The following is a 12,828-nucleotide window of genomic DNA, read 5'->3' on the forward strand; positions in this document are numbered from 1 at the left end:
ACACCAGGAGTTGCGGCGTTACGCGGCGCGCAGGGTAGCCCAAGTTCAGCCCCCTCGCAGGCTTCCTAAAATGCCGCCATGCCCGATGTGAACACCGCACAACAAGACCAGCCCTTCGTCCACCTTCGCATGCACACCGAGTTCTCGGTCGTGGATGGCACCTTGAGGACCGATGACGCGGCCGATGCCGCCGCGAAGGACGGGCAGGTGGCGGCGGCCATCACCGACCTGGCCAACCTGTTCGGCGGCATCAAGTTCTACTCGGCCGCCCGCAAGAAGGGCGTGCAGCCCATCCTGGGCGCGGACTGCTGGCTGGAGACCGACGCCACCGACAAGCCGCCCACGCGGCTGTTGCTGCTGGTGCAGGACAAGCAGGGCTATCTGAACATCTCGGAGCTGCTGTCGCGCGCGTGGATTCAGAACGTGCAGCGCAACCAGGCCTGCCTGAAATGGGAATGGCTGCAGGAGCTGAACGGCGGGCTGATCTGCCTGAGCGGCGCCCAGCATGGTGGGCTGGGGCAGGCACTGATGCAGGGCGACAAGGTGCGCGCCAGGGAGTGGGCGCAGAAGCTGGCCGCCATCTTCCCGGACCGCTTCTACATCGAGCTGCAGCGCGCCGGCCTGCCGGGCCAGGAGGCGCTGGTGCAGGCCAGCGTGCCGTTGGCGGCCGAACTGGGCCTGCCGGTCGTCGCGACCCACCCCATCCAGTTCCTGACCGAAGACGATTTCGAGGCTCACGAGGCGCGCGTCTGCGTCGCCGAGGGCGAGACGCTGGCCAACCCCAAGCGCATCAAGCGCTTCCTGCCGAGCCAGTATTTCAAGACGCAGGCGCAGATGCGCGAGTTGTTCAAGGACGTGCCCAGCGCCATCCAGAACACGACCGAGATCGCGCGGCGCTGCTCGCTGAGCCTGGTGCTGGGCAAGCCGCAGCTGCCCAACTTCCCGACGCCACCGCTGGAAGACGGCACGCCGATGCCGATGGACCAGTACTTCCGCGAGCTGAGCCACGACGGCTTGAAGGGCCGGCTGATCCACCTGTTCCCGAACGAGGCCGAGCGCGAGAAGGAGCGCCCGCGCTATGTGGAGCGCCTGGACTTCGAGCTGAACACCATCATCAAGATGGGCTTCCCGGGCTATTTCCTCATCGTGTCGGACTTCATCCGCTGGGCCAAGGAAAACGGCTGCCCGGTGGGCCCGGGCCGGGGCTCGGGTGCCGGTTCGCTGGTGGCCTATGCGCTGCTCATCACCGACCTGGACCCGCTGAAATACAACCTGCTGTTCGAGCGTTTCCTGAACCCCGAGCGGGTCTCGATGCCCGACTTCGACATCGACTTCTGCCAGGGAAACCGCGACCGCGTCATCGACTATGTGAAGGACAAGTACGGCCGGCCGGCGGTCAGCCAGATCGCGACGTTCGGCACCATGGCCGCCAAGGGCGCGCTGCGCGACATCGGCCGCGTGCTGGGCATGGGCTTCGGCCATGTGGACAGCGTCGCCAAGCTCATCCCGGCACCGCCCGGCAAGACGGTGACGCTGGCCAAGCTGCCGCCCAACTTCGACCCCGACAAGGCCAAGATGGTCTACGCGCGGCATGAGTCGCCGGAGATCGAGGAGCGCGAGAAGGCGGACGAGGAAGTGGCCGGCCTCCTGGAGATGGCGGCGCGCGTGGAGGGGACGGTGCGCTCCATCGGCATGCACGCCGGCGGCGTGCTGATCGCGCCGGGCAAGATCACTGACTTCTGCCCGCAGTACCAGCAGCCCGGCTCCACCAGCGCGGTCAGCCAGTACGACAAGGACGACGTGGAGGCCATCGGCCTCGTGAAGTTCGACTTCCTGGGCCTGGCGACGCTGACCATCCTGGAACTGGCCAAGAACTTCATCGTCGCTCGCCACCCGGACCGCAAGGACTTCGACTGGGCCAACGTCGCGCTGGACGACCGCAAGACCTTCAAGCTGTTCGGCGATGGCCTGTCGGAAAGCGTGTTCCAGTTTGAATCGCCCGGCATGCAGCGGCTGTTGAAGGACGCCAAGCCGTCGCGCTTCGAGGACCTGATCGCGCTGGTGTCGCTGTACCGGCCGGGCCCGATGGACCTGATCCCGTCGTTCGTGGCGCGAAAGCACGGCAAGGAGGTCATCGAGTACCCGCACCCGCTGCTGGAGCAGGTGCTGGCCGAGACCTACGGCGTGTTCGTCTACCAGGAGCAGGTGATGCAGTCCGCCCAGGTGCTGGGCGGCTACAGCCTCGGGGGCGCCGACATGCTGCGTCGCGCGATGGGCAAGAAGAAGGCCGACGAGATGGCGGCCCACCGGGCGATGTTCCGCAAGGGCGCGGCCGAGAAGAACATCGACGAGAAGATGGCCGACGAAGTCTTCGACCTGATGGAGAAGTTCGCGGGCTACGGCTTCAACAAGTCGCACGCCGCCGCCTATGCGCTGCTGAGCTATCACACGGCCTGGCTGAAGGCGCATTTCACGGCCGAGTTCTATGCCGCGAACATGACCATAGAAATGGACGACACCGACAAGCTGAAGGTGTTGCTCAACGACGCCAAGACCTTCGGCGTCGAGTTCCAGCCGCCCTGCGTGAACAAGGGGCAATACCGCTTCGAGCCGCTGTCCAACCGGCTCGTGAACTACGGCCTGGGTGCCATCAAGGGCACGGGCCGCGGCGCCATTGAGGCCATCATCGCGGCGCGCGAGGCCGGCGGGCCCTTCCTGAGCTTCTACGACTTCTGCCTGCGCGTGGACCGCAAGGCCGTCAACAAGCGCGTCGTCGAGGCGCTCGTCAAGGCCGGCGCATTCGACAGCATCAACCCCGAGCGGTCCAAGCTGCTGGCCAGCGTGGCGCGCGGCTACACGCATGCCGAGACGACCGAGGCCAACGCCGATCAAGGCGGCCTTTTCGACTTCGGCGACTCGCACGCGTCATCCACCGCCGAGCCCGACCTGGTCGACGCGCCGCAGTGGAGCATCAAGGAGCGGCTGTCGCTGGAGAAGACGGCCATCGGCTTCTACCTGTCGGGCCACCTGTTCGACCAGAGCGGCGCCGAGGTGCGGCGCATCGTCAAGCGCCAGATCGCCGACCTGGTCGACAGCCGCGAACCCACCACGGTGGCCGGCATCGTCAGCGGCATGCGCATCATCAACGGTCAGCGTGGCCGCGTGGCCATCTTCAAGATCGACGACAAGAGCGACGCCATCGAGGCCGTCGCCAACGAGGAACTGCTGAACGCCAACAAGGAGTTGCTGGCCGAGGATGAACTCATCATCGCCACCGGCAAGGTGCAGAACGACCGCTTCTCCGGCGGCCTGCGCATGAATGTGCAGGCGGTCTGGAGCCTGCCCGCCGCGCGGGTGAAGTTCGGCCGCCACCTGCTGCTGGCCAATGCGGGCTCGGCGGGGCTGGTGCATGAACTGGTGCAGCGCTTCCCGCCGCGCGAGGTGCAGACGGAGGAGGGCGGCACGCGCCGCCAGGGCCTGCCGGTGCGCGTGGCCATGAAGGCCGAGCCCGAGGCCGGCCGCGTGGGTGCCACCTGGCTGGTGGAGCTGGGCGAGGGCAGCCGGTTCTGGCCCGCGGACGACGCGCTCGCCAAATTCGGCACGGCCGCTGAGGTCATTTACGAAGCTTGACAGGGCTCACATTCGGCGATGATTTCGCCGATGCTGCATGCCGTGCCCAAGCCCCTGCCGAAACCGGTCCAGGGGCTCGTCCGTCCGCAGCCGGTCACGGGCCTGATCCTGACCGGTGGCGGCGCACGCGCGGCCTACCAGGTGGGTGTACTCGCGGCCATCGCGCAGTTGCGCCGCGACGCCGGCGCCACGCAGGCCAACCCGTTTCCCATCATCAGCGGCACGTCGGCCGGCGCCATCAACGCGTCGACGCTGGCTTGCCATGCCGATGACTTCGACGGCGCCGTCGACGGCCTGGTGCATCTTTGGCAGGGACTGCACGTCGAGAACATCTACCGCGCCGACGCGTTCGAGGCCGTGAAGAGCGGCGCGCGCTGGTTGAGCATGCTGAGCCTGGGCTGGGCCATCGCGCGCTGGACGCGCAGCCGCCCGCGCAGCCTGCTGGACAACTCGCCGCTGCGCCAGCTGCTGGGCCGCTACCTGGACATGGACCGCATCGAGACCATGCTGGACGGCGGCCACCTGCGGGCGCTGGCGCTGACCGGCTCCAGCTACACGTCGGGCCAGCACGTCACCTTCTTCCAGACCCACCACCACATCGTGCCCTGGCTGCGCGAGCAGCGCATGGCGGTGCAGGCCAGGCTGCAGCTGGGTCATTTGATGGCGTCGTCGGCTATCCCCTTCATCTTCCCGGCCGAGCCGCTGGAGCTGGAGGGCATCCCGGAATGGTTCGGCGACGGCTCCATGCGCCAGAGCGCGCCGATCTCGCCGGCCGTGCATCTGGGCGCGGAGCGCATCCTCGTCATCGGCGCGGGCCGCATGAAGGAGCCCGAGGGCCGGCGCGCCAGTGCCGACGAGGCGCACCCCAGCATGGCCCAGATCGCCGGCCATGCGCTGTCCAACATCTTCCTGGACGCACTGTCGGTGGACGTGGAGCGGCTGCGCCGCATCAATCGCACGCTGGCGCTGCTGTCGCGCGAGACGCGCGCCGCGACCGCGCTGCGGCCCATCGAGCTGCTGGTCATCGCACCCAGCCGCCGCCTGGACGACCTGGCCGGTGAGCACCAGGCCAGCCTGCCCAAGTCCGTGCGCGCCATGCTGCGGGCCTTCGGCGTCAGCGGCAAGGGCCAGACCACCAGCGGCTCGGCGCTGATCAGCTATCTGCTGTTCGAGCCCAGCTTCGTCAACGAGCTCATCAACCTGGGCATGAGCGACACGCTGGCCAAGCGGGCCGAGGTGCAGCGCTTCTTCGGCTGGCCCACGCGGGCGCCGCAGATCGACCCGGCGTCGCTGCGGCGCAGCCGCTCGGCGGGGTTTGCAGCGGGCGTTTGAATGAAATCCAAAGGCAACCACAGAGGCACGGAGACACAGAGGTCTTCAGTCCGGTCCTGGTCTCTGTGTCTCCGTGCCTCTGTGGTTGCATTGCTGCATTTGCTCCCTGCTTCTCCCGCACCAGCCGCCGACATCGCCTTTTGGGACACACCCCGCCACGGTGGCAACAGCTTCAACGGCCAGCCGCCCGAAGCGGCCTATTTCCGCGCGCTGCGCGCCACCGGTGCGACCTGGGCGCGCCTGACCTTCTCCAAGTGGAAGGGCGAGGGCCGCGACTTCCTGATCGGCAATGCGGACGACTACCGCGGCATTCCTGCGTCCGACCTGGCGCAGCTGCGCGCCGTCATGGATGCGGCGCAGGCAGCGGACATCAAGCTGGTGCTGGTGCCGCTGTCGCTGCCCGGCAACCGCTGGGTGCAGCACAACAGCGACAAGCCCGACGAGCGGCTGTGGCGAGAGCGCCGCTACTGGGACCAGTCCGCCGCGTTCTGGCGCGACCTCGCCGCGGCGGTGAAGGACCACCCGGCTTTGGCCGGCTACAACCTGCTCAATGAGCCCACGCCCGAGAAGGGCCAGGGGCTGGACGAGCAGGCTGCGCCTGAGGCCCGGCGCGGCTGGTATGCCAGGCACGCGGGCACGACGCGCGACCTGCCGGCCTTCTACGAACACGTCATCGCGGCGCTGCGCAGCGTCGATGCCGACACGCCGCTGATGCTGGACGGCGGCTGGTACGCCCATGCCGGCAGCTTCAGCTACTGGACGCCGCTGAAGGATGCCAAGGTCCTCTACGCCTTTCACATGTACGAGCCCTACGAGGCCACCAGCGCGCCGCAGATCAAGCGCAAGCCGCAGCTGCGCTATCCGGGCGTCCAGGTTCGCTGGGCCGGCGAAGCGCGCGCCTTCGACAAGGCGGCGCTGCAGCGCTTCCTGGCTCAGCCCTTCGCCTGGGCCCAGGCCCACGGCGTGCCCGCCAACCGCCTGGTGGCCGGCGAGCTCGGCTGCGTGCGCGTGTGGGAGGACTGCGGCGCCTATCTGGCCGATGTGCTGGACACACTGAACGGCCACGGTGCGCACTGGGCCTTCTACAGCTTCCGCGAGGATGTCTGGGAGGGCATGGACTACGAGATCCCGCCGGCCTTCCCGGCTGGCCAGGTCTATGACCTGCGCGAGCAGGGCAAGGGCCGGGTGGTGCCGCTGGACAGTCCGCTGATGGGTGTCATCAGGAGCCGGATGGGCCGCTAGGCATTTGGGCCTGACCCGATGCCAGGCAATGCTTCAGCGACGCGCTCAGCTCGCGGCGCACGATGCCGCGCAGGTCGTCGATCTTTCGCTCCAGCGTGAGCGCCTGCCAGGGATGCGTGCCGGGCGATCTGCCGTCGGCCAGGTAGGTCAGGCTGTCCGTCGTGCGGCGCTGGCATTGCACCTTCATCGACGGCAGCGCCACGATCACGGTGCGGAAATAGGCGTACAGGCCGAGATAACCCACGGCCTGGTCGCCCGTGTCGATGCGTCGCACGGGCGTCTCGTTGTCCACATAGAAGCCCATGCCCTCCAACCGGCCGTGGCCCAGCGTCAGTTCGGCCATCTTCATCTCCGCGGGCGCCGACAGGGGTTCCACCAGCACCAGCATGGTCACCTTGGCACGCTCCAAAGCCTGGGCCAGCACGGGCTCGACGATCAGCTTGTCGCCGTCGACGCGCCAGGGTTGCTTCTGCACATCGGGCCGCACCGGCAGCTCGACCGGCTTCACGCCGGGGATTGCGGCGCCCAGCGCCTGCGCGGCGGTCATGACAGCGTCGTGCTGGAAGACCTCGGGCCCCAAGCGCATCGACTGCTCCACGTTGCGCTTCAGGTGCGAGCCCACCGAGGCCTCCTGCTGCACGATGGCGATGCGGTCGCCGACGCCAATCAGGATGCCGGCGCGCAGTGGTGTTGGTTCGGAGTTGGCCTGAGCGGTGAGAGACAGCGTGGTCAGCGCAAGCAGGGGACGGAGCATGGTGTGGCGCCGGAGGAAACGTGGTTTTTGATTCCGTAGTGTCGCTGCGTTAGTTGGCGCCCGTGCCGCTACGGCTGACGTGAAAATTGCGTGCCCGCGACGCGCAGCCCCGCCGCCGACAGCCGCTGCGCGGTGGCCGCCTTCACACCCGGCACGCGCTTCATCATGTCGGCCCAGTCGGCGAACGGGCGACCATCCAGCAGGCGTTGCACCAGCGATGGCCCGAGACCGGGCAGTGACTCCAGCTCGGCCCGCGTGGCGGTGTTGACCTCCACCGCGGCCTGTGCGGCGGCCGGCAGCGCAGCGGCCCACAGCAGCAGGCCGCGCCGCTTCATCAGGCCTCGCCGGCCTGCGCCCGCACCATCGCGGCATAGGCGCCGTCGCGGGCCAGCAGTTCGGCATGCGTGCCGGTCTCCACCAGCTTGCCGGCACCCAGCACGTGGATGGCGTCGGCATCGCGGATGGTCGACAGGCGGTGCGCGATGACGATCAGCGTCTTGCGGCCGGACCAGGCGGTCAGCGCCTGCTGCACCGCGCGCTCGCTCTCGGTGTCGAGTGCCGACGTGGCCTCGTCGAAGATCCAGATCGGCGCATCCTTGTAGAGCGCGCGCGCGATGGCCAGGCGCTGGCGCTGGCCGCCGGACAGCTTGCTGCCGTTGGCGCCCACGTTGGTTTCCACGCCGTCGGGCAGGCCTTGCACGAAGTCCCACAGGTGGGCGGCGCGCAGCACCTGCTCCAGCTTGGCGTCGTCGCGCGGCTGCGCGTAGGCGATGTTGGCGGCGACCGAGTCGTCGAACAGCACGATGTCCTGCGACACGACGGCGAACTGGCGGCGCAGCGAGGCGCGCGTCAGCGTCTCGACGTCGGCGCCGTCCAGCAGCACGCGGCCGTTGTCGGGGCGGCCGAAGCCCAGCAGCAGATGGATGATGGAACTCTTGCCGGCGCCCGAGGCGCCCACCAGCGCGGTGGTCTTGCCGGCCGGGAAGGTGAGCGTCAGGCCGTCCAGCGCCGGTTGCGCCGCGCCGGGGTAGGTCAGGCGCACCTCCTGCATCGCCAGGTCGCCGTGGGCCGGGCGGGGCAGTTCCTGCGTCCCGGCGTCCACTTCCTTGGGTGCATCCATCAGCTCGAAGCAGCCCTTGGCGATGACGGTGGCGCGCGTCAGCGGCGCGGCCAGGTCGGACAGATGGCGCAACCGCGAGGTCAGCAGCAGCAGCGCCGCGACGAACTCGGCAAAGGCCTGCACGCCGGTGCCTTCGGCGCGGGCCTGCCAAAGCGCCACACAGATGATGAAGGACAGGCCCACGCTGGCCACCAGCTGAGACATCGGCTGCGCCAGCGCGGCGGCCGTGGCCGTCTTCAGGTTGTTGCGGCGCACCTCCTGCGACAGTGCGCCGAAGCGCTCGCGCTCGTGGGCTGCGGCGCCGAACTGCCGCACCACGCGCCAGGCGCGGGCGAGGTCGTCCACCTTGTTGACCAGCAGCAGCTGCGAGTCGTACGAACGCGTGGCCATCACCCGCATGCGCTGGTTGACCTTCTTCATGACCAGCGCCATCAGCGGCGTGACGATGAGGCTCAGCAGCGTCAGCTTCCAGTTCAGGAAGAACAGATAGCCCAGCATGGCCAGCGCCGGCAGGCCGTCGCGCAGCACGCTCATGCCCACGTCGCCCACCAGTTGCAGGATCTGCTGCGGGTCGTTGACCACCTTGCTGACGGCCGTGCCTGGCTGCATGCGCGTGTAGACCTGGGCATCCAGCCGCATCAGCGCATTGACCAGCGCCGCGCGAAAGTCCATCACGCTGCGCGTGACGGTCCAGTTGAACAGGTACTGTCCGGCGAAGCCGAACAGGCCGCGCATCAGGTACAGGCCGATCAGCGTGACCGGCACCATCCACAGCGGGAAGGCATCCTTGGCGAAGCCCTCGCCGAAGGCATAGCCGATCAGCTTGGGGATCATGGGCTCGGTCGCGGCCGCGCCGATGTAGGCCAGCACGGTGAGCAGCGCGCCCCAGCGGTGCGGGTAGACGAACTGGCCCAGGCGGCGGGTGACGGAGACGTTGGTGTCGGGAGACATGGGGCGCGATTGTCTCTCCTACACTGCGCGCCCTATGTCGACGCCGCAGCCATCCGCCGACCGCCCGAAAGTCGTCCATTTCGTGACCGGCGGCTTCTCCGGCGCGACGCAGGTGGCGGTGGACCTGTGCCTGTCCGCGCTGCACGGCGGGCCTTTCGAGCCGGTGCTGGTGCTGCGGCGCAAGCGCCAGACGCCGATGGCCCGGGTCGAGGCGCTGCGCGCCCAGGGGCTGGCGGTGCATCTCGTGTCGGGCTGGTGGTCGCATCTGCCCACCATTGCCGAGCTGGCCACGCTGCTGCGCGAGATCCGACCGCTGGCGTTGTTGGCCCATGGCTTCCCGGAGCATCTGATCGGCCGCCAGGCCGGGTTGCGAGCGGGTGTGCCCGTGCTGATGCAGGTGGAACACAACTCGCGCGAACGCTACACGCCGTGGAGTCGCTGGCTGAGCCGGCGACTGGCCGACAAGAGCGCGGCGCTGGTGGGCGTCAGCGAAGGTGTGCGGCAAAGCCTGCTGGCGCAAGGTCTGCCGGCGGACAAGACCGTCGCCATCCCCAACGGCATCGACCTGGCGCGCTTTGCCGACGCCGGCGTTGAACGCGAGGCGGGCCTGTTGATGTCGGCACGCTTCGCGCGGCAGAAGGATCACGCCACGCTGATCGACGCGATGGCCCTGCTGGCGGCGCAAGGGCAGAAGGCAATCCTGCAACTGGCGGGCACCGGGCCGCTGCTGGCCCGCATGCAGGCCAAGGCGGCGCGCTTGAAGCTGAGCGAGCAGGTGCGCTTCCTGGGCCACCACGGCGACATGCCGGGCCTGCTGCGCTCGCAGCGCATCTACGTGCTGGCCACGCACTTCGAAGGCATGCCGCTGGCATTGGTGGAGGCGATGGCGGCCGGCTGCGCCTGCATCGCGTCGGATGTCATCGGCGTGCGTGGCGTCATCGAGCATGAACACACAGGCCTGCTGGTGCCCGAGGGCGATTCACCCGCGCTGGCCGCAGCGATCGCGCGCCTGCTGGGTGACCCGGCGCTGGCCGCGCGGCTGGGCGCCGCGGCACGCGAGCGGGCGTTTGCCGAACACGGCGTGGCGCTGATGCGCCAGCGTTATGAGGACCTGATCAGCCGCTGCGCCACCACTGCAGGCCGCGCAGCCAGCGCCCGCGCCTGAAGTAGGCCGCCAGCAGCTCGCGCCGGTTCAGCGGGCTGCTGCGCTCGAAGCGCTGCGCGTCCGTCGCCAGGCCCGTCACTGCGTCGCCGCCCAATTGCCGCCGGCGGCGCTGGGCACGCAACAGCGTGCGGGCACAGAAATGCGCGATCTCGAACTTGGCGTCGTCGCTCAGCGCTGGCAGCTCGGCGGCCAGGCCGTCCAGCGACCAGGTCCAGTCGTCCAGCCGCTTCGCGTCGAGCTGGCTCAGCAGGCTACCGCCGCGCTGGCGGTAGGCGATCCAGACCTCGGCGATGTGCACATGCCGCGGCGTGTGCAGCGCCAGGCGTGGGTAGACGGCCATGTCCTCGAACACGCGGCCTTCGGGGAAGCGCAGCCCGGCGGGCCAGCAGGCGCGGCGAACGATCTTGCTCCAGGGGTGGAACTGGCCATGCACGAACAAGCCGCGCAGGCGCTGGCTCACGTCGTCCATGACGACACCGGCCGGGCCGTCGAAGCTGGCGATGTGGCGGTGGCGGGGCTTGATCGACGCGGTCGACGCGCCGTCGCCGCCGTTGTCATCGAATATGCGGAAGTCGCAGGTCAGCAGGTCGGGGCGGTGTTGCGCGATCAGCGCCTTCAGCCGTGGGATGACGCCGGGCTCGACCAGGTCGTCGGGATCGATGAACCAGAGATGGTCGCCACGTGCCTCGTCCAGCAGCCGGTTGCGAGCCGCGCTGACGCCGCGGTTCTCGGGCTGGCGGATCACGCGGGCTTGCGGCAGCAGCCGCTGCACCAGGGCAGCCGAGCCATCCTGCGATGCATCGTCCACGAACAGCAGCTCGACGCCGTCGTCCAGCTGTGGCTTCAGTGACTCTATGCAAGCGCCCAGCCACGGCTCCACCCGATACATCGGGAACAGCAGGCTGAGCCAGGGCGTGTCGCTCAAAGCGTGCGATCAAGCAGGTGGCGCAGCGCGCTGAACGGCGACACGAGGCCGCGCCGCCAGTTGCGCTCGGTGACTTCGCGGTCGCCGCCGCGCAGCTTCAGCACGGCGGGCAGCACGCGGGGGCAGGGCACCAGCGCAAGCCGCGCGTACAGGTGGCGCTTGCGCCAGCCCACGCCGGCATGCCAGGCGAAGGGGCCGTCCTCGGCACGCAGCAGCACCAGTCTGGCGAGTTGAGGCTCGCGGTCTAGCAGTTCGCTGGCGGCCACATGCATCAGCAGATAGCGCTGGAAATCTTCGGTCAAGGCCTGCACCACACGCTCGTGGCGGCCCTCATCGCGCAGACGTTGCAGCAGGCTTTCGGCGCCCTCGTCCAGCGCGCGGTCGAAGGCGGCGGCGAGGGCGGTGACGAAGCGGCCGCCGGCCACGGAGGCCATCAGCCAGTTCTCGACGATGGGGAGCTTGGGGCGGTTGGTGTAGCGGTCGATGTAGAAGCCGACATAGTCTGCGGCGCGGGCCTGGCGCGTTGCATGCAGCCAGCCGAGGTCGCGGCTCAGCAGCATGGAGGCGTCCATCCACACGCCGCCATGGCGCGCCAGCAATTGCACGCGCAGCCAGTCGGACTGGCGGTAGGCGGGCAGCGTGTCGAAGTCGGCGCGCAGCGTCGGCAGCCAGTCGCCAACCGTGCTGCGGTCCAGCACGCGCACCTGGTGGTCGGGCGCGAAGCGGCGCCAGTTGTCCAGGCAGGCCTGGATGAAGCGCGGCGCGGGCGCCTGCTGCCAGTAGGTCCAGATGATCTTGGGGATATCGTCGGCGCAGGCGGGCGCGCTCTCGCCGACGATGACGGCGCGGGTCTGCGTCGGTACCCTGGCGCGCAGCACGACGGCGAGCTCGCGCAGGAACAGGCCGGCGAGGAGGGCCATCACGCCCAGAACGACGATGTTCATTCGCGCCAGTGGTCAGCAATCCAGCGCGCGGGTCGCGCGTGCCGCCAGTTGCCGTTGCTGCGGCCGGCCAGCGCGTCGGGCGGGTTCATGACGCCGTGGAAGATCAGGATGCGGGCGCCATCCGGGATGAACGGGTCGCGCCAATAGCTGCTGGGCCAGGCCGGGATGCAGTGGTACTTGTAGCTGGCGCACCAGGCGTCGTCCCAGTACTTCAACTTGCCCTGGCGATGCAGCACGGCCGACAGGAAGGCCTGTTCGTTGCGGAACTCGGCCTTGGCCTTGGCCTGGTCGGCGACGAACTCGGTCAGCACGTCCTGGTGGGCGCCGAGCTCCCAGCGGTAGACCGACGAATTGCCGGTGATGCGCCAGGGGCGCTTCCAGTCATGGATGACGAGGAACTCGCCAGGCACCTCGAAGAACGGCGTGATATTGCCGACGATGACGACGTCCAGATCCAGGAACAGCGCGGTGCCGCTGAGGCCGTACTCGTTGACGAGCACCGGGCTGAAGGTGGTCAGCTTCTTCCAGCCACGCTCGGGTTCGCCGTTGGGCAGCGTCAGCTCGGGGATGGGGAAGCATTTCACTTCGCCGCGAATGCCTTCGGTGCGGTCGGTCAGGCAGACGAACTGGAACTCGCCCTTCAGGTGCCGGCGCACCATCGCATACAGGCGGTTGACGTACTCGGGGCCGTACTTGGTGCCCCATTTCATGCAGACGATCGTTCTCATATCGCGCGCCCGGCCGCCCGAAGAGCGATATGCGCCC

General features: G+C 68.8%; 10 protein-coding genes. 4 read left to right on the top strand and 6 right to left on the bottom strand.

Translation table 11 applies throughout. From position 1 onward, the window contains the following. Positions 1–78 precede the first annotated feature (78 nt). The 3 genes from dnaE to J2X21_RS07770 all read left to right on the top strand — a co-directional run bounded on the left by dnaE (position 79) and on the right by J2X21_RS07770 (position 6,204). Positions 79–3,630 carry a DNA polymerase III subunit alpha gene (dnaE, locus tag J2X21_RS07760; RefSeq protein WP_310326892.1) on the top strand — a complete coding sequence of 1,184 codons (3,552 nt, stop codon included), beginning with the start codon at positions 79–81 and terminating at the stop codon, positions 3,628–3,630. 42 nt (positions 3,631–3,672) lie between these two features. Continuing rightward, on the top strand, positions 3,673–4,962 hold the full coding sequence (locus tag J2X21_RS07765) for a patatin-like phospholipase family protein (protein ID WP_310326894.1): 1,290 nt from the start codon (positions 3,673–3,675) through the stop codon (positions 4,960–4,962). Between the two features lie 99 nt (positions 4,963–5,061). Beyond that, on the top strand, positions 5,062–6,204 hold the full coding sequence (locus J2X21_RS07770) for a glycoside hydrolase family 5 protein (RefSeq protein WP_310326897.1): 1,143 nt from the start codon (positions 5,062–5,064) through the stop codon (positions 6,202–6,204). Here J2X21_RS07770 and J2X21_RS07775 read toward each other — a convergent pair. The 3 genes from J2X21_RS07775 to J2X21_RS07785 all read right to left on the bottom strand — a co-directional run bounded on the left by J2X21_RS07775 (position 6,182) and on the right by J2X21_RS07785 (position 9,029). Continuing rightward, the gene (locus tag J2X21_RS07775; protein WP_310326899.1) at positions 6,182–6,958 is read right to left on the bottom strand and encodes a hypothetical protein; all 777 of its coding nucleotides are present in this window, start codon (positions 6,956–6,958) and stop codon (positions 6,182–6,184) included. The genes J2X21_RS07770 and J2X21_RS07775 overlap by 23 nt on opposite strands. Before the next feature lie 68 nt (positions 6,959–7,026). Further along, positions 7,027–7,293, bottom strand: coding sequence for a ComEA family DNA-binding protein (locus J2X21_RS07780; RefSeq protein WP_310326901.1), 267 nt, complete (start codon positions 7,291–7,293; stop codon positions 7,027–7,029). Beyond that, positions 7,293–9,029, bottom strand: a complete 1,737-nt coding sequence (locus J2X21_RS07785) for an ABC transporter transmembrane domain-containing protein (RefSeq protein ID WP_310326903.1) — start codon at positions 9,027–9,029, stop codon at positions 7,293–7,295. Before J2X21_RS07785 ends, J2X21_RS07780 begins: the two co-directional genes overlap by 1 nt. A 34-nt stretch (positions 9,030–9,063) precedes the next feature. Between J2X21_RS07785 and J2X21_RS07790 the strand changes: the two genes are divergently transcribed. After that, positions 9,064–10,194, top strand: a complete 1,131-nt coding sequence (locus tag J2X21_RS07790; protein ID WP_310326905.1) for a glycosyltransferase — start codon at positions 9,064–9,066, stop codon at positions 10,192–10,194. Here J2X21_RS07790 and J2X21_RS07795 read toward each other — a convergent pair. Genes J2X21_RS07795 through J2X21_RS07805 form a run of 3 tightly spaced genes read right to left on the bottom strand, consistent with a single transcriptional unit; the run spans position 10,145 to position 12,791 of the window. Beyond that, positions 10,145–11,119: a glycosyltransferase family 2 protein gene (locus tag J2X21_RS07795; RefSeq protein ID WP_310326907.1), complete on the bottom strand. Its 975-nt coding sequence runs from the start codon at positions 11,117–11,119 to the stop codon at positions 10,145–10,147. The genes J2X21_RS07790 and J2X21_RS07795 overlap by 50 nt on opposite strands. Beyond that, entirely contained in the window at positions 11,116–12,063 is a 948-nt protein-coding gene (locus tag J2X21_RS07800) for a glycosyltransferase family 32 protein (RefSeq protein WP_310326910.1), read from the bottom strand. The genes J2X21_RS07795 and J2X21_RS07800 overlap by 4 nt, the downstream gene beginning before the upstream one ends. Beyond that, positions 12,060–12,791 carry a glycosyltransferase gene (locus tag J2X21_RS07805; protein ID WP_310326913.1) on the bottom strand — a complete coding sequence of 244 codons (732 nt, stop codon included), beginning with the start codon at positions 12,789–12,791 and terminating at the stop codon, positions 12,060–12,062. The genes J2X21_RS07800 and J2X21_RS07805 overlap by 4 nt, the downstream gene beginning before the upstream one ends. Positions 12,792–12,828 lie beyond the last annotated feature (37 nt).

It is taken from the genome of Roseateles asaccharophilus (assembly GCF_031458115.1).
In the GTDB taxonomy this organism is placed as follows: domain Bacteria; phylum Pseudomonadota; class Gammaproteobacteria; order Burkholderiales; family Burkholderiaceae_C; genus Pelomonas; species Pelomonas asaccharophilus_A.

Coding starts and splice junctions, on each gene's coding strand:
- J2X21_RS07805 (WP_310326913.1), bottom strand. CDS start 12,791: ATGAGAACGATCGTCTGCATGAAATGGGGCACCAAGTACGGCCCCGAG.
- J2X21_RS07780 (WP_310326901.1), bottom strand. CDS start 7,293: ATGAAGCGGCGCGGCCTGCTGCTGTGGGCCGCTGCGCTGCCGGCCGCC.
- dnaE (WP_310326892.1), top strand. CDS start 79: ATGCCCGATGTGAACACCGCACAACAAGACCAGCCCTTCGTCCACCTT.
- J2X21_RS07775 (WP_310326899.1), bottom strand. CDS start 6,958: ATGCTCCGTCCCCTGCTTGCGCTGACCACGCTGTCTCTCACCGCTCAG.
- J2X21_RS07800 (WP_310326910.1), bottom strand. CDS start 12,063: ATGAACATCGTCGTTCTGGGCGTGATGGCCCTCCTCGCCGGCCTGTTC.
- J2X21_RS07790 (WP_310326905.1), top strand. CDS start 9,064: ATGTCGACGCCGCAGCCATCCGCCGACCGCCCGAAAGTCGTCCATTTC.
- J2X21_RS07785 (WP_310326903.1), bottom strand. CDS start 9,029: ATGTCTCCCGACACCAACGTCTCCGTCACCCGCCGCCTGGGCCAGTTC.